Origin of the sequence: Streptomyces sp. NPDC060194 (assembly GCF_042728285.1) — a bacterium.
GTDB lineage: Bacteria > Actinomycetota > Actinomycetes > Streptomycetales > Streptomycetaceae > Streptomyces.
In genome coordinates, this window is record NZ_JBHWZH010000073.1 from 1 (window position 1) to 16,436 (window position 16,436).

15 protein-coding genes are annotated in these 16,436 nt (G+C 75.1%); 6 read left to right on the forward strand and 9 right to left on the reverse strand.

Annotated elements, in window-relative coordinates:
• Positions 1-152 precede the first annotated feature (152 nt).
• Positions 153-581: an ATP-binding protein gene (locus ACFWEG_RS17450; protein WP_387215778.1), complete on the reverse strand. Its 429-nt coding sequence runs from the start codon at positions 579-581 to the stop codon at positions 153-155.
• A gap of 492 nt (positions 582-1,073) precedes the next feature.
• Here ACFWEG_RS17450 and ACFWEG_RS17455 point away from each other — a divergent pair, with 492 nt between their 5' ends.
• Complete coding sequence (locus ACFWEG_RS17455) at positions 1,074-1,490, forward strand: DUF4190 domain-containing protein (protein ID WP_387215781.1); 417 nt, start codon at positions 1,074-1,076, stop codon at positions 1,488-1,490.
• Between the two features lie 84 nt (positions 1,491-1,574).
• Here ACFWEG_RS17455 and ACFWEG_RS17460 read toward each other — a convergent pair whose 3' ends face one another.
• Both ACFWEG_RS17460 and ACFWEG_RS17465 read right to left on the reverse strand, forming a co-directional pair.
• Positions 1,575-3,317 (reverse strand): pyruvate dehydrogenase, encoded by a 1,743-nt coding sequence (locus ACFWEG_RS17460; RefSeq protein ID WP_387215784.1) that lies wholly within the window; start codon positions 3,315-3,317, stop codon positions 1,575-1,577.
• A gap of 65 nt (positions 3,318-3,382) precedes the next feature.
• Positions 3,383-5,632: a protein phosphatase 2C domain-containing protein gene (locus tag ACFWEG_RS17465; protein ID WP_387215787.1), complete on the reverse strand. Its 2,250-nt coding sequence runs from the start codon at positions 5,630-5,632 to the stop codon at positions 3,383-3,385.
• A 289-nt stretch (positions 5,633-5,921) separates the two neighbouring features.
• Between ACFWEG_RS17465 and ACFWEG_RS17470 the strand changes: the two genes are divergently transcribed.
• Complete coding sequence (locus ACFWEG_RS17470; protein WP_387215790.1) at positions 5,922-6,905, forward strand: helix-turn-helix domain-containing protein; 984 nt, start codon at positions 5,922-5,924, stop codon at positions 6,903-6,905.
• Between the two features lie 81 nt (positions 6,906-6,986).
• Here the strand turns inward: ACFWEG_RS17470 and rsgA are convergent, their stop codons facing one another.
• Positions 6,987-8,090, reverse strand: coding sequence for a ribosome small subunit-dependent GTPase A (gene rsgA / locus ACFWEG_RS17475; RefSeq protein ID WP_387215793.1), 1,104 nt, complete (start codon positions 8,088-8,090; stop codon positions 6,987-6,989).
• A 281-nt stretch (positions 8,091-8,371) separates the two neighbouring features.
• Positions 8,372-9,100, reverse strand: coding sequence for a helix-turn-helix domain-containing protein (locus ACFWEG_RS17480; RefSeq protein ID WP_387215796.1), 729 nt, complete (start codon positions 9,098-9,100; stop codon positions 8,372-8,374).
• A gap of 227 nt (positions 9,101-9,327) precedes the next feature.
• Between ACFWEG_RS17480 and ACFWEG_RS17485 the strand changes: the two genes are divergently transcribed.
• The 4 genes from ACFWEG_RS17485 to ACFWEG_RS17500 all read left to right on the forward strand — a co-directional run bounded on the left by ACFWEG_RS17485 (position 9,328) and on the right by ACFWEG_RS17500 (position 13,050).
• Positions 9,328-9,993 (forward strand): DUF4097 family beta strand repeat-containing protein, encoded by a 666-nt coding sequence (locus ACFWEG_RS17485; protein ID WP_387215799.1) that lies wholly within the window; start codon positions 9,328-9,330, stop codon positions 9,991-9,993.
• A gap of 41 nt (positions 9,994-10,034) precedes the next feature.
• Positions 10,035-11,021 (forward strand): ATP-binding cassette domain-containing protein, encoded by a 987-nt coding sequence (locus ACFWEG_RS17490; protein ID WP_387215802.1) that lies wholly within the window; start codon positions 10,035-10,037, stop codon positions 11,019-11,021.
• On the forward strand, positions 11,018-11,806 hold the full coding sequence (locus ACFWEG_RS17495) for an ABC transporter permease (protein WP_387215805.1): 789 nt from the start codon (positions 11,018-11,020) through the stop codon (positions 11,804-11,806). Before ACFWEG_RS17490 ends, ACFWEG_RS17495 begins: the two co-directional genes overlap by 4 nt.
• 128 nt (positions 11,807-11,934) lie before the next feature.
• Positions 11,935-13,050, forward strand: a complete 1,116-nt coding sequence (locus ACFWEG_RS17500) for a MerR family transcriptional regulator (RefSeq protein WP_387215808.1) — start codon at positions 11,935-11,937, stop codon at positions 13,048-13,050.
• 157 nt (positions 13,051-13,207) lie between these two features.
• Here the strand turns inward: ACFWEG_RS17500 and ACFWEG_RS17505 are convergent, their stop codons facing one another.
• The 4 genes from ACFWEG_RS17505 to ACFWEG_RS17520 form a co-directional block, all read right to left on the reverse strand.
• Complete coding sequence (locus ACFWEG_RS17505; protein WP_387215811.1) at positions 13,208-13,777, reverse strand: DUF4232 domain-containing protein; 570 nt, start codon at positions 13,775-13,777, stop codon at positions 13,208-13,210.
• A 181-nt stretch (positions 13,778-13,958) separates the two neighbouring features.
• Positions 13,959-14,636, reverse strand: coding sequence for a histidine phosphatase family protein (locus ACFWEG_RS17510; RefSeq protein ID WP_387215815.1), 678 nt, complete (start codon positions 14,634-14,636; stop codon positions 13,959-13,961).
• The gene (gene opcA, locus ACFWEG_RS17515; protein ID WP_387215818.1) at positions 14,633-15,550 is read right to left on the reverse strand and encodes a glucose-6-phosphate dehydrogenase assembly protein OpcA; all 918 of its coding nucleotides are present in this window, start codon (positions 15,548-15,550) and stop codon (positions 14,633-14,635) included. The genes ACFWEG_RS17510 and opcA overlap by 4 nt, the downstream gene beginning before the upstream one ends.
• A 182-nt stretch (positions 15,551-15,732) precedes the next feature.
• Complete coding sequence (locus tag ACFWEG_RS17520; protein ID WP_387215821.1) at positions 15,733-16,191, reverse strand: hypothetical protein; 459 nt, start codon at positions 16,189-16,191, stop codon at positions 15,733-15,735.
• Positions 16,192-16,436: the final 245 nt, after the last annotated feature.

Sequence of the window (16,436 nt, forward strand, 5' to 3'; positions counted from 1 at the left end):
CCCTTGCGGGTCGCCGGCCGTCCTGTCGTACCGGATGCGGTGCCGGACAGCGCGCCGGAGCGAGCGTGTCTCGTGGCGCTCGGACCGGGCCTGCGCTCAGGCCGGGGGGACTCAGACCCGGTGCCCAGGCCAGGGGGACTCAGGCCCGGTGCTCAGGCCGGGCGGGCGTCGAGTTCGAACCAGACCGCCTTGCCGACGCTGTGCGTCCTGATCCCCCAGGCGTCCGCCAGCATCTGCACGAGCAGCAGCCCCCGTCCGTGCACCCCGTCGTGCGAGCCGTCCTCCGGGCACGGGTCGCTGTGCACCTCGGGGAGCACGCCCGTGAAGTCGCGGACCTCGACCCGCAGTGCGCCGGCCTGCCGGAACGTCGCCGTGACGACCGCCTCGCGGTCGGTGTGGACCAGCGCGTTGGTGACCAGCTCGGAGGCGAGCAGCTCGGCCACGTCCGACTGCCCCGGATCGCCCCACTGGTGCAGCAGCTCGCGCAGGGCGCGCCGCACCTCCGGCACGGCCCTGAGATCCGACCGCCCCAGTCTGCACCGCAGTGGGGGCTCGCCTCCCTGCACCGGCCTGCCCGTCATGACCCCCGCCCGTCCGAAAATGACCGATCCCCTCCACGGCTCGAACATGCTCACGGGATGCATGCCCTCGGCCACATCCGGTCACTCATCCGGTTCGTACGACGTGCCGGGGCGCACGGAAGTGAGCGGGCGCGGACGGCGAAGCGGCCGGTACGGTCGCGCGCCGGGTCCTGCGGCACCCCCGTCGGCCCTGCCGCGCAGGCCACACGCGGGGGCCGCGCCCGCGACCACGGCCCCGACGTCCCGGCCGACGACCGGTGCACCGTACGTCCGGCCCCTGCACCCCATTGGTCCAGTCCAGTACGGAGCGACGCGCCTCGGCTCGCGGACCGGCCGGGACGGGTCACCGTGTCGACACGCGGCTACGGCGTCCGGCGTAGGCGACAGGGGCGCACCGAGGGGGCGCGCGGGACGCATTCGCGGCCGGGTCGGGGGCACATGGCGGTCGTACGACGACATGGAGACGCGCGATCCAGAGATGAGAGTGACGACATGGCCTACTCCCCGCACCCGCAGACGCCCGGCGACTACGACACGAACGCGCACGGGGGGCCGGTGAGCCACAAGAACGGGCTGGCGATCGCGGCGCTGGTGCTGGGGATCCTGGCGATCCTGCTCTTCTGGACGGTCATCGGCGGCATCGGGCTCGGCCTGATCGCCGTCGTCCTCGGCATCCTGGGGAAGCGCAAGGCCCGCAACGGGGCCGCTCCGCACGGCACCATGGCGGTCGTCGGCGCGGTGCTCGGTGCTCTCGGTCTGATCGTGTCCGGTGTGATCCTCGCGCTGGGCGTCTCCGTCCTCAACTCCGACGAGTTCAAGAGCTTCGACGACTGCGTGAAGCAGGCCGACTCGCAGAGCCAGCGCGACCAGTGCGCGGAGGACTTCGAGCAGGACGTCAACAACAACTGACGCCCGGCGCCAGCAGGAACAGCCCCGGGGGTGCTCGCCGCAGCGGCGACGCACCCCCGCGGTGCGCCCGGGCCCGCGACCGCCCTACGGCCGCGGCACGTTCCGCAGGTTCGACCGCGCCATCTGCACCATCCGCCCCACTCCCCCGTCGAGCACCGTCTTCCCCGCCGACAGCGCGAAGCCGGTCACCATGTCCGCGCTGATCCTCGGCGGCATGGACAGCGCGTTCGGGTCGGTGACCACGTCGACCAGCGCGGGCCCCTTGTGCCGGAACGCCGCCTTCAGCGCCCCCGCCAGCTGCTTCGGCTTCTCGACCCGCACCCCGAACGCGCCCGCGGCCGTCGCGAGCGCCGCGAAGTCCGGGTTGTGGTTCGTGGTGCCGTACGACGGCAGCCCCGCGACCATCATCTCCAGCTCGACCATGCCGAGCGAGGAGTTGTCGAACAGCACCACCTTGACCGGCAGTTCGTACTGCACCAGGGTCAGGAAGTCGCCCATCAGCATGGAGAACCCGCCGTCCCCCGACATCGAGACGACCTGCCGGTTCCGGTCGGTGAACTGCGCGCCGATCGCCTGCGGCAGCGCGTTGGCCATCGAGCCGTGGCTGAACGAACCGATCACCCTCCGGCGGCCGTTGGGCGTGAGGTAGCGGGCCGCCCAGACGTTGCACATGCCGGTGTCCACGGTGAACACGGCATCGTCGTCCGCGAGTTCGTCGAGGACGGAGGCGACGTACTCCGGGTGGATCGGGGTGTGCTTCTCGACCTTGCGGGTGTAGGCCTTGACGACGCCCTCCAGCGCGTCGCAGTGCTTCTCGAGCATCTTGTCGAGGAACCGCCGGTTCGGCTTCTCCCGCACCCGGGGCGTGATCGCCCGCAGGGTCTCGCGGACGTCGCCCCACACCGCGAGGTCCAACGTGCAGCGCCGGCCGAGGTGTTCGGGCCGGATGTCCACCTGCACGATCTTGACGTTCGTCGGCAGGAACGCGTTGTACGGGAAGTCGGTGCCGAGCAGGATCAGCAGGTCGCACTCGTGGGTGGCCTCGTACGCCGCCCCGTAGCCGAGCAGTCCGCTCATGCCGACGTCGTAGGGGTTGTCGTACTGGATGTGCTCCTTGCCGCGCAGGGCGTGGCCGATCGGGGACTTGACCCGTTCGGCGAAGGCCATGACCTCCGCGTGCGCGCCGGCGGTGCCGCTGCCGCAGAAGAGGGTGACCTTCTGGGCGGCGTCGACGAGGGCGACCAGCTCGTCCAGCTCCGTCTCGCCGGGGCGGACGGCGGGGCGGGCGGTCACGAGCGCGTTCTGGGCGGGGTGCTCGGGGGCGGGCGCGGCGGCGATGTCGCCCGGCAGGGTCACGACGCTGACGCCGCTGCGGCCGACCGCGTTCTGGATCGCGGTGTGCAGCAGCCGGGGCATCTGCTTCGGGCTGGACATCAGCTCGCTGTAGTGGCTGCAGTCCCGGAAGAGCCGGTCGGGGTGGGTCTCCTGGAAGAAGCCCAGGCCGATCTCGGCCGACGGGATGTGCGAGGCGAGCGCGAGGACCGGGGCCATCGAGCGGTGGGCGTCGTAGAGCCCGTTGATCAGGTGCAGGTTGCCGGGGCCGCAGGAGCCCGCGCAGGCGGCGAGCCTCCCGGTGACCTGGGCCTCCGCGCCGGCCGCGAACGCGGCGGTCTCCTCGTGCCTGACCTGCACCCAGTCGATGCCGCGGGTGCGGCGGATCGCGTCGACGACCGGGTTGAGGCTGTCGCCGACGACGCCGTAGAGGCGCTCGACGCCGGCGCGCTTGAGGATGTCCACGAACTGCTCTGCGACGTTCTGCTTGGCCATGCCCCCCATCAGTCCACGGCGCGGGGGCGCGCGCCGTGGGGAGGCCGCCGAACGGGTGAGGGGCCTCAGGCCTCCCACACCGCGGCCGCCGTGCGGTCGTCCGCGTGCCCCTTGACCCGCAGCTGGGCGTCGGCGAGGAACGCGGTCAGGCCGGGCGGGCCGGTGTCGGACCAGCGCTCGGCGAGCACGCCGGCCAGCTCGGGCGAGGCGCGCAGCGCCTCGGCGAGGCCGCCGGTGCTGAGCAGCAGGGTGTCGCCGGGCCGGGCGACGGAGGCCCGGAAGCGGAACGGCTCGCGCGGCTCGGGGGCCGGGTCGTAGGGGCTCGGCGGCGTGGGGATGCCGAGGTCCATGGTGAGCCGGTCGCCCTCCGGCGTCTCCGAGGGGGCGTCGGCGGCCGGGCGGACCGGCGAGCCGAAGCCCACCACCGGCTCTCCCCGCGCGTCGGACGCGGCGGGCTCCAGGTCGTGCCACTCCCCCGCCCGCAGCCGGAAGAGGCCGCCGGCGCCGACGCCGAAGAAGACCCGCGTGCGGCACTCGGGGTCGGCGGGAAGCAGCAGGCAGCGCAGCGACGCGGAGTACGCGTCCGGGTCGATGTCCAGCTCGGCGGCGCGGGCGCGGAGCCGGCCGAGGCTGCGGTCGGTGAGCCGGTGCAGGCCGGACTTCAGCTCGCCCCGGCGGCCCCCGCGGATGTCCTCGGAGAGCCGGGTGTGGCTGCGCCCGACGGCCTCCGCGATCAGGGTGCACGCCTCGCCGGCCGCCCGGTGCGCGCCCTCCGCGGCCTGTCCGCCGCTCGCCATCGCGACGAGCACGAGGGCGGCGTCGCCGGTGCCGAAGCGGGCGGTGAGCAGCGCGTCGCGGCGCGGTTCGCCGCGGTGGCGGGAGGTGTCGCCGCGCAGGGAGACGGCCCGCAGGGTGCAGGTGCCGTAGCGGGCCCCGTCCAGGACGGTGTCCGCGACCAGTTCGCCGAGGCGGGAGGGGTGCGCGGCGGGCAGTGCGGTGGGCTCGGGGTCGTAGGAGGGCGGCCCGTCCCCGACGTGGGTGGCGGCCGGCGGACGGGACGGGGACGGCGGGGACGGCCTGGGGTCCAACGGTTCCTCGGTCGGGTCGGCGGCCGCGCGGTGGCGGCCGGGGTTCTGGGGCCGCCGCGCGCGCTGCGGGAAGTTGCGGGGCCGGTCCTCGGCGAGCGGGGCCTCCCACGGCGCGCGGGCGGGCGGCACCCACGGGGTGCCGGGCCGGGGCGCGGTGGGCGGCAACTCGGCCCGCGGGGCGGCCGCGGCCGGTGCGGACGGCTCCGGGTCCGCGTGCGGCCATCGGGTCGCGGGATCGGGCGCGGGCGGTGCGGGTGGTTCCGACGGAACGGCCGGCGCCGCGGGCGGGGCCGGCTGTGCGGGGATCCCGGGGACGACGGGCGCGGCCGCTCCGGGCGGCCACGGGGTCTGCGCACGCGCGCCCGCGGCCGGTGCCGCCGGGGCGGGCGGCGCGGGCGGCGGCCCGCCCCCGGGGGGTCGGGACGGCGAGGGGCCTTCGCGGTCCGGACGCGGTCCACCGGTCTCCGCCGGCCGACCCGCCGGCGACGCGGGGCCGCTTCCGTACGCCGGTCCGCCGACGTAGGGGGACTGCGGGTTCGACCGCGGCGGACGGCCGGGGTGCGGGGGCGGCCCGAAGGGCCGGGCGGGCTCCGGGGCGGCGGGAGCGCCGTAGCCGGGGACGGGTGGGGCGGAGGGCCAGTCCCGGGTGACCTCGACGGTGTCGCGGTCGGCCGCGGGCGCGGCGGCCGGGCGGCGGTCGCGCGGCTCGGGGGCGGGGAACGGGGCGGCGGGCCGCTCCTCGTCACCGCGCTCCGCCGCGGAGCCGGTCGCGGCCGGCACCGCGTCGGAGGCGGGCGTCCGGTCCGCCGGGGCCGGTCCGCCGGAGGCGCCGAACCAGTCGGCCGTCTGCGGGGCACCCTCGCTCCGGGGCCCGTCGCGGTCCGCCGGTCCCTCCTGGCCCGCGCCCGGACCTGCGGGCCGGTCCTCGGGCCTGCGGTCGGTCACCGGGTGCAGGCCGGCCCGCACCTGCCGGTCGTAGGAGGAGACGGGGGCGGCGTCGTCCGGCTCGTCCTCGGCGGGGACGGCGTACGGGCCGTGGTAGGGGGCGCCCGCGGGCTCGTCGGGGCGCGGTTCGAGCGTGCCGGCCGCCGACCCGAAACGGTCGTCGAGGCTGTCGGCGGCGGACGCGGGGCCCGTGTCCGGGGTGTCCGCCCCGCTCTCGCCGTACAACTCCCGCCACCAGTCGTCCTCGGCGCGGTCGGCGTGCTGCTCGCCCTGCTGGCTCATGCCCCTATTGTCCATCCATGCGCTGGTCACGGAAGAGCGCCCGGCGAATTGGCCGCCGGACGGCACTCTTCTGTGCGAGCGCGTCGCACTGAAACCTCCGGCGGCCCACGGATCACGCCATGACGTCCCGTCAGCCCGCCGTCCGCTGCCGTACGTCAACGCCCGGTGACATCACACCCGTCGCTCTGGCACAAGCGGTGACCGTGTGTCCATGATGGGTGACGGCGGGAACCCGCCGTGACTCGATCCCGCCACCCCGGCGAGCGGAAGCGAACGAGGTGCAGGCGCATTGCTCGGTGTCATAGGTCTCGACGATCTGCAGGAGACCGCGTATCGCGTGCTCGTGACCCTCGGCGCGGCCGAGGTCGGGGATCTCGCCCACCGGCTCGCCCTGCCCGCCCCCGACACCGAGCACGCGCTGCGCCGGCTCGAACAGCACGGCCTGGCCGCCCAGTCCACCGCCCGCCCCGGGCGCTGGGTCGCCGCCCCGCCGCACGTCGGCCTCGGCGCGCTGCTCACCCAGCAGCGCCACGAGCTCGAACAGGCCGAACTGGCCGCCGCGTTGCTCGCCGAGGAGTACCGGGCCGAGGCCGCCTCCCCGGCCGTCCTCGACCTCGTCGAGGTGGTGACGGGGGCGAACGCGATCTCCCAGCGCTTCCTCCAGATGCAGTTGGGCGCTGCGCACGAGATCTGCGGCCTGATGACCGGCACCCCGCTCGCCGTCGCCGCGCACGAGAACCACGCGGAGGAGCGAGCCGCGGCCCGCGGGGTGTCGTTCCGCCTCGTCATGGACCGCGCGGTCCTCGAACACGCCGAAGCGCTGCCGGAGTTGCGGGCCGCTCTCGACCGCGACGAGCAACTCCGGGTCAGCGAGCGGATCCCCACGAAGCTGATCATCGCGGACCGGTCGCTGGCGATGGTCCCGCTCCTCGTCCGCGACTCCGAGCCGAGCGCGCTGGTCGTCCACGCGAGCGGCCTCCTGGAGTCGCTGCTCGCCCTGTTCGAGACGGTGTGGCGCACCGCCCGCCCGCTGCGGCTGGGCGGCGACGCGACCACCGTCACCGAGGAGGCGCCGGACGGCCCCGACGGGACGGACCTGGAGATCCTGTCGCTGCTGCTCGCCGGGCTGACCGACGCCAGCGTCGCCAAGCAGCTGGACGTCGGCCTGCGCACCGTGCAGCGGCGGGTCGCCCGCCTGATGGAGCTCACCGGGGTGACGACCCGGCTCCAACTCGGCTGGCACGCCTACGCACAGGGGTGGGTGGCCCGCTGACCCGGCCCGCGCCGGCCCGCGACGGGGGTCGGCGGGGACGGCGGCGGGCCCGTCGGGCTCGACGGGCCCGCCCACCCGCGCTCACCGCGGTCCCTGGTGCTCCCCCCGCTTCGCCTCCATCATCATCTTCCCGATGCGCCCGCGCTGCTTCCACGTCCTGCGCATCTCCGCGCGGACCCGGGCGTCGCTCTTGGCGATGATGTACTGGTTCTCCCGCTGCAACTTGCGGTAGCTCTCCAGCCGCCGCTCGGGCAACTCGCCGCGCTCCAGCGCGTCGAGCACCGCGCAGCCGGGCTCGGCCTCGTGGCGGCAGTCGTGGAAGCGGCAGTCGGCGGCCAGTTCCTCGATCTCGGCGAAGACCCGGCCCACCCCCGTCTCCGCGTCCCACAGCCCGACGCCGCGCAGCCCCGGCGTGTCGATGAGCACGCCGCCGCCGGGGAGCGTGAGCAGGTTGCGCGTGGTCGTCGTGTGCCGGCCCTTGCCGTCGACCTCGCGCGTCTCCTGGACGTCCATGACGTCCGCGCCCATCAGCGCGTTCGCCAGCGTCGACTTGCCGGCCCCCGACACCCCGAGCAGGACGCTCGTCCCGCCGGCGACGATCGCGCGCAGCACGTCGACGCCCTCCCCGGTCCGGGAGCTGAGCGGCAGCACCTGCGCGCCGGGGGCCGTCTTCTCGACGTCCTCGACGAGGTAGGAGAGCCCCGTCGCATCGGGCACGAGATCCGCCTTCGTCAGCACGACGAGCGGCTCGGCGCCCGACTCCCAGGCCAGGGCGAGGAACCGTTCGATCCGGCCGAGGTCCAGCTCGGCGGCGAGCGAGACCGCGACGATCGCGTGGTCGACGTTCGCGGCGAGGACCTGGCCCTCGGAGCGCTTGGACGACGTGCTGCGCACGAACGCCGTGCGTCGGGGGAGGTACGCGCGGACGTACCGGGGGTCGCCGGCCGGGTCGACCGCCGCCCAGTCGCCCGTGCAGATGACCTTCATGGGGTCGCGCGGCACGACGAACTCGGTGTCGGCGCGCACGACGCCGTCCTCGGTGAGGACGTCGCACAGACCGCGGTCGACCCGCACGACCCGCCCGGGCACGAGACCCTGCGCGGCGTGCGGCGCGAACGCCGCGGCCCAGTCGTCGTCCCAGCCGTGGGCGGCGAGAGTGGACAGGTGGGATGGAACGTTGGACAAGGGGGGACCCTTCGAAGGGCGGCCCCGGCGAACGCGCGCCTGTGCGCGGTCAGTTCGATGTCAGCCGGAGGCCGCGGAGGTGGAGACGATGAACTCCTGAATGCGGGCAGAGCCCGTCACCGTGACAGTCATCAATGTCCTCACCTCCTGCTTCCTCTACGAGCGGATCCTCCGTCGGACGGGCCCTGTGCGGCCGCGCCCCGGTTCGAGGTGACCGTACACGGCCCCCTCTTCGCCCCGCCAGCGGTTTTTCCGCGGGCCGCCGGAGCCTCCGCCACCGGTCAGTCCGCGGCACCGCCGTCAGCCGCGGTGTGCAGGACGTCGCGGGCCTGCTGGGCCGCGCGCATGAGGCTCTCGGCGACGTAGTCGAGGAAGCGGGCGACGTTCTCCAGCCGGACGGCGGCGGGGGTGGTCGGGCCGAGGACGGTGACGCCCTCGCGGGCGATGTCGACCTGCTGGACCAGCGCCTGGACGCTGGCGATCATCGACTGGTACCAGAGGTCCTGGTCGACGGTGTAGCGCTCGCGCCGGCTCTCGCCGGGGGTGCGGCGCACGAGGGTCTGGCTCTCCAGGAAGGTGATCGCCTTGGAGACGGTGGCGGGGCTGACGTCGAGGCGCTGCGCGAGGTCGGCCGCGGTCAGGCTGCCGTCGTCGGTGAGCAGGAGGGCGACCATGACCCGGGCCATGCTCCTCGGCAGGCCCGACTGCTCCATCACCGTGGTGAAGCGCTCCTCGTAGGCGCGGACGGCCGCCTCGTCCCGGCCGTAGGGCTGCGGGGCGGGGCCCGGCCGCCGGGGGGACTCCTGGCGGCGCCGCTGGGAGCGCTGCTCGGTGGCGCGGTGCGCGGCGTCCGCGCGGTAGCCGTTCGGGCCGCCGTTGCGCATGACCTCGCGGGTGATCGTCGAGGTGGGGCGGTCGAGTCCGCGGGCGATCTCCGCGTAGGCGAGGCCGTCGGCCAGCCCGAGGGCGATCTGCTGGCGGTCCTTCTGGGTGAGCCTGCCGCCGGGCATCGGGGGCCTCCTTCGGGTGCGGTCGGTACGGCGAGCATAGCGTTCAGCCTCACCTCATTGCAACGGAGGTGCGAAGTCCGTTGCGTTAGATTCACGATCAGTGCAATGAAATTGACGTTCTGGCCTGGGACTTGGGGATTTTCGCGCGATAAAGTAGTTGCCCACACCGCGAACGCAACGTAGCTTTCTGGTTGTCGGAAACAAGCACTCGCCGAAGGAGACACACCATGTCGAAGTTCCAGACCCCCGCCCCCGTCACCGTCGTCCTGGACATCCCCGCCGGCCGGGTGGAGGTCATCGCCGCCGACCGGAGCGACACGGTCGTCGAGGTCCGCCCCGCGGACCCGTCGAAGGGCAAGGACGCGAAGGCGGCCGAGCAGATCGCGGTGGAGTACACCGACGGCGTCGTGCGGATCACGGCGCCGGAGCCGAAGGACAAGCTCTTCGGCTCCTCGGGTTCCGTCGAGGTCACCGTCCAGGCACCCACCGGCTCGCACCTGGAGGCCGTCTCGGCCGCCGCGGAGTTCCGGGGCGTCGGACGGCTGGGCGAGGTGTCCGTCCGGGGCGGCCACCGCACCGTCAAGTTCGACGAGACCGCCGGCGCCCGGATCACCGCCCACGACGGCACCGTCGAGGTCGGCCGGCTCGGCGGGTCGGCGGAGATCGGCGTCCAGCGCGGCGACATCACGGTCGCCGAGGCGCAGGCCGGCTCCCTGACCCTCACCGCCCAGCAGGGCGACATCACGGTCGCCGCCGCCCCCGGCGTCTCCGCGTCGCTGGACGCGAGCACCACCCTCGGCCGGGTCCACAACACGCTGAAGAACGACGGCGCCCCGGCCCTCGAGATCCACGCCACCACCCAGCAGGGCGACATCAGCGCCCGCAGCCTCTGACCCCCACACCGCCCCCGAAAGACCGCGAAGGAGCACCTCCCATGACCAGTCCGGCCGTCGTCGCGCAGGGTCTGCGCAAGTCCTACGGCGACAAGACCGTGCTCGACGGCATCGACCTCTCCGTGGCGGAGGGGACGGTCTTCGCCCTCCTCGGCCCGAACGGGGCGGGCAAGACCACCGCCGTGAAGATCCTCTCCACCCTCGTGACCGCCGACGCCGGCTCGATCGCCGTCGGCGGGCACGACCTGGCCGCCGACCCGCAGGCCGTACGGGGCGCGATCGGCGTCACCGGGCAGTTCTCGGCGGTCGACGGGCTGATCACCGGCGAGGAGAACATGCTCCTGATGGCGGACCTGCACCACCTGCCGAAGGCGGAGGGCCGGCGGGTCACCGCCGAACTCCTGGAGCGCTTCGACCTCGTGGACGCGGCGAGGAAGCCGGCGTCCACCTACTCCGGCGGCATGAAGCGCCGCCTCGACATCGCGATGACGCTGGTCGGCTCACCGCGGGTCATCTTCCTCGACGAGCCGACCACCGGGCTCGACCCCCGCTCCCGGCACACCATGTGGCAGATCATCCGGGAGCTGGTCGCCGGCGGCACCACCGTCTTCCTCACCACCCAGTACCTGGAGGAGGCCGACCAGCTCGCCGACCGGATCGCCGTCCTGCACGACGGGAGGATCGCGGCGGAGGGGACGGCGAAGGAGCTGAAGCGAATCGTCCCCGGCGGGCACGTGCGACTGCGGTTCGCCGACCCGGTCGCCTACCGCTCCGCCGCCGACGCGGTCGGGAAGGCGGTGCGCGACGACGACGCGCTGACCCTGCAGATCCCCAGCGACGGCAGCCAGCGGGAGCTGCGCGCGGTCCTCGACCGGCTGGACGCCGCCGGCGTCGAGGCCGACGAGCTCACCGTCCACACCCCCGACCTCGACGACGTCTTCTTCGCCCTCACGGGCAGCACCGTCCCCGCGCAGAACCCGGGCGCCGCGTCCGGTCACGACCACGAGGCCAAGGAGGCCGTCCGATGAGTTCCCTCGCCCTCGCCGTCCGCGACTCGTCCACCATGCTGCGGCGCAACCTGCTGCACGTGCGCCGCTACCCGTCGATGACGCTGAACCTGCTCCTCACTCCTGTCATGCTCCTGCTGCTTTTCGTCTACATCTTCGGTGACGCGATGAGCGCGGGCCTGGAGGGCGGCGGCGGCCGCTCCGCCTACATCGCGTACATCGTGCCCGGCATCCTCTTCATGACGATCGGCTCGACCGTGATCGGCTGCGCGGTGTCCGTCGCGATGGACGCCAACGAGGGGATCATCGCCCGGTTCCGGACGATGGCCATCCACCGGCCGTCGATCCTGGTCGGGCACGTGGTCGGCAGCGTCCTGCAGTCGGTCGCCAGCGTCGTGCTCGTCGCCCTGGTCGCCCTCGCGATCGGCTTCCGCACCACGGACGCGAACCCCCTGGAGTGGCTCGCCGCCCTCGGTCTGCTCGCCCTGTTCGCCCTCGCCATGACCTGGATCGCGGTCGGGATGGGCCTGTCCAGCCCGAACGCGGAGGCCGCGAGCAACAGCGCCACCCCGCTGATCCTCCTCCCGCTCATCTCCAGCGCCTTCGTCCCGCTCGACGCGATGCCGGGCTGGTTCCAGCCGATCGCCGAGTACCAGCCCTTCACCCCCGCCATCGAGACCTTCCGCGGCCTGCTCCTCGGCACCGAGATCGGCCACAACGGCTGGCTCGCCGTCGCCTGGTCCCTCGCCCTCGTCCTCCTCGGCCACCGCTGGGCCACCTCCACCTTCAACCGCGACCCCCGCTGACCACCCCACCCCCAGGGCGGCCTCCCCCGACACCCCGTCGGGCGAGGCCGCCCCTTCCGTGCGTCGCACCGGACCGCGGCGCTCGCGGCGTTGACCCTCACGTGGCGTGAGGGCGCAGAGTCGAGGGCATGGACGAGCACCTGACGGTGGGGCGTGTGGCCGGGTTGGCCGGGGTGAGTGTGCGGACGCTGCACCACTACGACGAGATCGGGCTGGTGCGCCCCTCCGCGCGGACGCCCGGCGGGTACCGGGCGTACGCGGCCGGGGACGTGGAGCGGCTGCGGGAGGTGCTTGCGTACCGGCGGCTCGGGTTCGGGTTGCGGGAGATCGCGGACCTGGTGGACGACCCTGCCGCGGACGCGGTCGCCCGGCTGCACCGCCTGCGCGGGCTGCTGGTCGAGCAACGGGGGCGCGCCGAGGCGATGGTGGCGGCCATCGACAGGGAGCTGGCCACGCGGGCCGGCGGCAGGACGACGACACCGGAGGAGCAACTCAGCATGTTCGGAGCAAGGTTGTACGAGACGATCGGATCCGACTACCCCGCGACCCGCCGCACCGAGCCGCGGATCGCGCGACAGGTGTGGGACGCGCTCGGGGACGCCCGGACCGTGCTCAACGTCGGCGCGGGAACGGGAAGTTACGAGCCGGCCGACCGCGAGGTCACGGCGGTGGAGCCGTCGGCGGTGATGCGGGCGCTGCGGCCGGCCGACGCGGCGCCGTGCGTCGCGGCGACGGCGGAGCAACTGCCATTCGCAGACGGCTCGTTCGACGCGGCGATGGCGTTCAGCACGCTGCACCACTGGAGCGACCCGGTGGCCGGGCTGCGGGAGATGCGGCGGGTGGCCCGCCGGGTGGTGGTGTTCACGCACGACGCGAGCGCCGCGGGCTGGCACCGCCGGTTCTGGCTGACCCGGGACTACCTGCCCGAGGTGGCGCGCCTGGTCGCCGACCGGCCCCCGGTCACCGAGCTGGCCCGGGCCGTCGGCGCCCGGCTCGAACCGGTGCTGATCCCCTGGGACTGCGCCGACGGCTTCCTGGAGGCGTACTGGCGGCGGCCGGAGGCGTACCTGGAGGAGCACGTGCGGCGGGCGGTGTCGATGTGGACCCGGGTGGGGCCGGCCGCGGAGCGGCGGGCGGTGGACGGGCTCCGCGAAGACCTCGACTCGGGCCGGTGGGCCGAGCGCAACGCGGACCTCGCCGACCTCGACGCGGCGGAGCTGGGTCTGCGACTGCTGGTGGCCTGAGCGCGGGGCGCGAGGGCGCGGAGTAGCGGGGTGCGGGGGGGCGGCGCGGTGAGCCAGGCGGCGGGGAGTGACAGGGCCCGGCGCGGGGAGCCAGGGGGCGGCGGGACGCGGGAAGCGCCAGGGCCCCGGGACCGCCTGCCGCCCCCGGACCGCCGCCCTACTCGCCGCCCCGCCCCGCGCTGCCGATCGGACCGACGGTGACCGCCACTCCCCCGCCCTCGGTGACGGGGAGCGTCGCTCCGCCCGGCCACGGGAGGGTGACGGACTTCGTCTCGTCCGGCGGGGTCACCACGAGCCCGGTGACGCGGACGCCCGATCCGCCCGAGGTGTTGACGGGGTAGGTGATGCCGAACGCCGTCGACGCCCCGTCCTCGAGGACGACCGGTCCGGCCTTCTCGTCGCTCCGTTCCGCCGGCAGCGGGCCGTCGGCGGTCTTCAGGTCGACGCCGGCGAACCCGGTCAGCGAGCAGGAGTGGCCGCTGCCGTTCGTCAGCTGGACGGTCGCGAGCCCCTCCGGGTCGCCCTCGATGGTGGTGTCCGTCGCGTTGAGCTCCAGGTCGCCGGTACGGCAGGGCTCCGCCTTCGGCGTGCCGCCCGGGGCGGAGGACGAGGACCCGGCCGCGGACGGGGAGGCGTTCGCCGAGCCGTCCTCGCCGCCCTGGCAGCCGGTCACGGACAGGGCCGCGGCGACGGCGAGAGCGGTGAAGGTGAGCGTGCGGACGCGCATGGCGGGTTCCTCGGTTCGATCGGCAGGCAGGGACGATCATGATGACCCACGCCGGACGGCGAACCGTTGCGGCCCCCCGCCCCCTGGTACACGCCTGTGACACGCCCGGCCGGGGTGCGGCCGGGCGAGCGGCGCGCGGACCGGGGAGCCGCGCGGGACGGCGGAGGAGCGGCCGTCGCCGTCAGCGCCGGGGCGCGGGCAGCGGCCGGGCGGGTGCGCCCTGGGGTATCCGGCCGGGGACCTGCTCGGGGACGTGGTTCCACCCGGTCAGGACCGGTCGGCCGTGCTCGGTGCCGAGGCGGCTGACCGTCCCCGTCTCCAGCCGGAACAGCCGCCCCTCCGCGGCGGTCAGACCGAGGCGGCGGGCGGTGAGCACCCGCAGGAAGTGGCCGTGGGCGACGAGGACGACGTCCCCCTCGGCCAGCGCGGGCGCCACCCGCGCCAGCACCCGGTCGGCCCGCGCGCCGACCTCGGCGGGCGACTCGCCGGGGTGGCCGGCGGGGCCGGGCGGGACGCCGTCGGTCCACAGGTCCCAGTCGGGCCGGGTGCGGTGGATGTCGGCGGTGGTGACGCCCTCGTAGGCGCCGTAGTCCCACTCGCGGAGGCCGTCCTCGGTCAGGGCGTCGTCGAGCCCGGCGAGCGCGGCGGTGCGGGCGGCGCGGGTGAGGGGGCTGGTCAGGACGAGGGCGCGGGGGCGGTCGGCGAAGTACCCGGCGAGGCCGCGGGCCTGCTCCTCGCCGCGGGCGGTGAGGAGCTTGTCCGTCCAGCTGGTGTGCTGCCCGCTCAGGCTCCACTCCGTCTCGCCGTGCCGCACGAGCAGGAGGTCGCCCTCGGCGGGCGCGGGGCCGCGGGCGGTCACTCGGCCACCGGGCCGTGCAGGGCGGAGGCGTAGACCTCGTCCGCGTCGAGGTGGCGGAGCTCCTCGGCGATGAGCTCCGCGGTCGAGCGGATGCGCAGGGCGAGGGTGCGCTCGGGCTGGTTCGGCAGGGAGAGGGTGGCCAGCGCGCCGTCGGGGCGGTCGATGCGGATGGGCCCGTCGACGGTGTCGAGGCCGACCGCGGTGATGACCGGTCCTTCGGTGGTGCGCCGCTCGACGGGGACGCCGAGGCGGTGGGCGAGCCAGCGGGCGAGGAGCTCGGCGCTCGGGTTGTCCGCCTCGGACTCGACGACCGCGCCGGTCACGTCGGCGCGCGCCTGGTCGAGCGCGGCGGCCAGCATCGAGCGCCACGGGGTGAGCCGGGTCCAGGCGAGGTCGGTGTCGCCCGGCGCGTGGCACCGGGCGCGGTCGCCGAGCGCGGCGATCGGGTCGGCGACGGCGTAGGCGTCGGTGATCCGCCGGGCGGCGAGCCGGCCCAGCGGGTCGTGCCGCGGGTCCTCGGGGGCCTCGACCGGCCACCAGACGACGACCGGCACGTCCGGCAGGAGGAGCGGCCGTACGACGGACTCGGCGTGCCGGCCGACCTCGCCGTACAGGCGCAGCAGCACCGTCTCGCCGGTGCCGGCGTCCGCGCCGACCCGCACCTCCGCGTCGATCCGGCTGAGCTGCCGGTCGCGCGGGGTGCGGCCCGGGCGCCGGATCACGACGATCGTGCGCGAGGGGTGCACGCGCGAGGCGTCCTCGGCGGCCCGCAGCGCGTCGTACGCGTTCTCCTCGTCGGTGACGAGGACCAGGGTGAGGACCATGCCGACGGCCGGGGTGCCGAGCGCGCGGCGCGCCTCCACCACCGCCCGGTCGATCTGCCGTGCCGTCGTGTCCGTGAGGTCCGTCTTCATGCCCCGCGCCGCCCCCTCGTCCTTCTCGTGTCGCCGTCCGGTCCGTCTTCCCCCGTTCCCACCGGGCACGCTACGGCCCCGGCGGTCTCCCCACAACGGCCCGGCGACCTGCGATGTTCCCGGGGGCCGGTCGAAGGCGCGGCCGGCGATCCCCTGCGCACCCCGCCGCCGTGGGGAACGCGTCAGCCGACCGCGCCTGAGGCCGCGCGGACGGCTGCGACAAAGCCGCGGCGGGCGTCCTCGACGTCGTCGGGGCGGGCCGAGCGGCGCAGCGCGGCGGCGAGATGGCGGGCGGCCGCCTCGACCTCGTCCGGGCCCTCCAGCGCGACGAGCGCGAGCGCGCGGTCGAGGTCGCCGCCGTCCGCCGCGTCCGCGCGCCCGGAGCGGGCGGCGGTGGCCGCGGTCCCGGCGGCGAGGAGGAACGCGGCGTAGGTACGGCGGCGGGCCTCGGCCGTGCGGACGGCGTCCTGCGCGCGGAGGGTTCGGCGGACGGTCTCCAGGAGCGCGTCCGCCTGCCGGTCGCCCGCGTGGCGGGCCGCGGCGGCCTGCGCGCCGCCCGCGCTGCGTGCGAACCAGCCGGTGACGATGCTGCCGGCCAGCGCCGAGCCCGCCGCGATCAGCGCGATCCCCCAGTCGGTCATGCCCGCCATTCTCGCCGCTCGCCCCGCCCGGATCCAGGGGCCGGGGTACGATCGCGGCATGCCGTCCGCGATCCCGCCGAAACCGTCTCTGATCTGCGCGAACACCATTCGAACCGACCCTGCCCGCCGCTAGGATGGAGAGTCGTCATGCGACGGGCGACGGGCGACGGGCGACGGGCGACGGGCGACGGGCGACGGGCGACGGGCGACGGGCGACGGGCGACGGGCGACGGGCGACGGGCGAC

Coding starts and splice junctions, on each gene's coding strand:
- ACFWEG_RS17450 (WP_387215778.1), bottom strand. CDS start 581: ATGACGGGCAGGCCGGTGCAGGGAGGCGAGCCCCCACTGCGGTGCAGA.
- ACFWEG_RS17455 (WP_387215781.1), top strand. CDS start 1,074: ATGGCCTACTCCCCGCACCCGCAGACGCCCGGCGACTACGACACGAAC.
- ACFWEG_RS17460 (WP_387215784.1), bottom strand. CDS start 3,317: ATGGCCAAGCAGAACGTCGCAGAGCAGTTCGTGGACATCCTCAAGCGC.
- ACFWEG_RS17465 (WP_387215787.1), bottom strand. CDS start 5,632: ATGAGCCAGCAGGGCGAGCAGCACGCCGACCGCGCCGAGGACGACTGG.
- ACFWEG_RS17480 (WP_387215796.1), bottom strand. CDS start 9,100: ATGCCCGGCGGCAGGCTCACCCAGAAGGACCGCCAGCAGATCGCCCTC.
- ACFWEG_RS17485 (WP_387215799.1), top strand. CDS start 9,328: ATGTCGAAGTTCCAGACCCCCGCCCCCGTCACCGTCGTCCTGGACATC.
- ACFWEG_RS17490 (WP_387215802.1), top strand. CDS start 10,035: ATGACCAGTCCGGCCGTCGTCGCGCAGGGTCTGCGCAAGTCCTACGGC.
- ACFWEG_RS17495 (WP_387215805.1), top strand. CDS start 11,018: ATGAGTTCCCTCGCCCTCGCCGTCCGCGACTCGTCCACCATGCTGCGG.
- ACFWEG_RS17500 (WP_387215808.1), top strand. CDS start 11,935: ATGGACGAGCACCTGACGGTGGGGCGTGTGGCCGGGTTGGCCGGGGTG.
- ACFWEG_RS17505 (WP_387215811.1), bottom strand. CDS start 13,777: ATGCGCGTCCGCACGCTCACCTTCACCGCTCTCGCCGTCGCCGCGGCC.
- opcA (WP_387215818.1), bottom strand. CDS start 15,550: ATGAAGACGGACCTCACGGACACGACGGCACGGCAGATCGACCGGGCG.
- ACFWEG_RS17520 (WP_387215821.1), bottom strand. CDS start 16,191: ATGACCGACTGGGGGATCGCGCTGATCGCGGCGGGCTCGGCGCTGGCC.